The following is a 587-nucleotide window of genomic DNA, read 5'->3' as shown; positions in this document are numbered from 1 at the left end:
GAGGCCCCTGTTTTCCGCTATTGCCCGCAAGCAGGACCAGGGTGTTCTGGGGTTGTGGGTGGTAGGTGTCAACGCGGCCAACCGGGACATGGTGAAGAGTTATCTGAAACGGATGACCCAGTCCGGAGACGAGCCGATGTTTTACGACCGGAAGGGTACCGGAGGCGGTTTGTTCGTCATCACACCCACGCCGATTACCTTCAAGGAGTTTGTAGATGTCGTCTCCAGGCTGGGGGAAGTAACGCTGGAGGATAAGGAACGGTCTTTTGTGGAAGTGATCCTGAACCGGGACAAGTTTGAGGCCCGTCCGGCTTCCGCCGCTCTTCAGGATGAACGGCACCAGTATTTCGTACTGGCGAATTTAAAGGAGTTGTCATCCCTGGATATTCGGCGACCAAAGCGAACACGTTATCGTCGGAATGGAACTGGATTTCATCCGTCAAATCCGTTCCGTTCGCGTTCAGGTACACGCCGTAGGAATGGTACAGGCTTTTAGGATTTCTCTGGAAATTGGCTTCAAATCCCCAATTGGAAATGGGAATCAGTTCATTGCAGATGGCGGACCTCTCCACCGTCTTGATCCGGGA

General features: G+C 53.5%; 1 protein-coding gene. It reads left to right on the top strand.

Features of this window, described 5'->3' with window-relative positions:
* Window positions 1-496: hypothetical protein (locus ACFFUV_RS24165; RefSeq protein ID WP_512701411.1), on the top strand; the 496-nt coding region annotated here is incomplete at its 5' end.
* Window positions 497-587 lie beyond the last annotated feature (91 nt).

It is taken from the genome of Vibrio olivae (assembly GCF_042428525.1).
In the GTDB taxonomy this organism is placed as follows: domain Bacteria; phylum Pseudomonadota; class Gammaproteobacteria; order Enterobacterales; family Vibrionaceae; genus Vibrio; species Vibrio olivae.
This window is presented reverse-complemented; position numbering and strand designations above follow the sequence as displayed.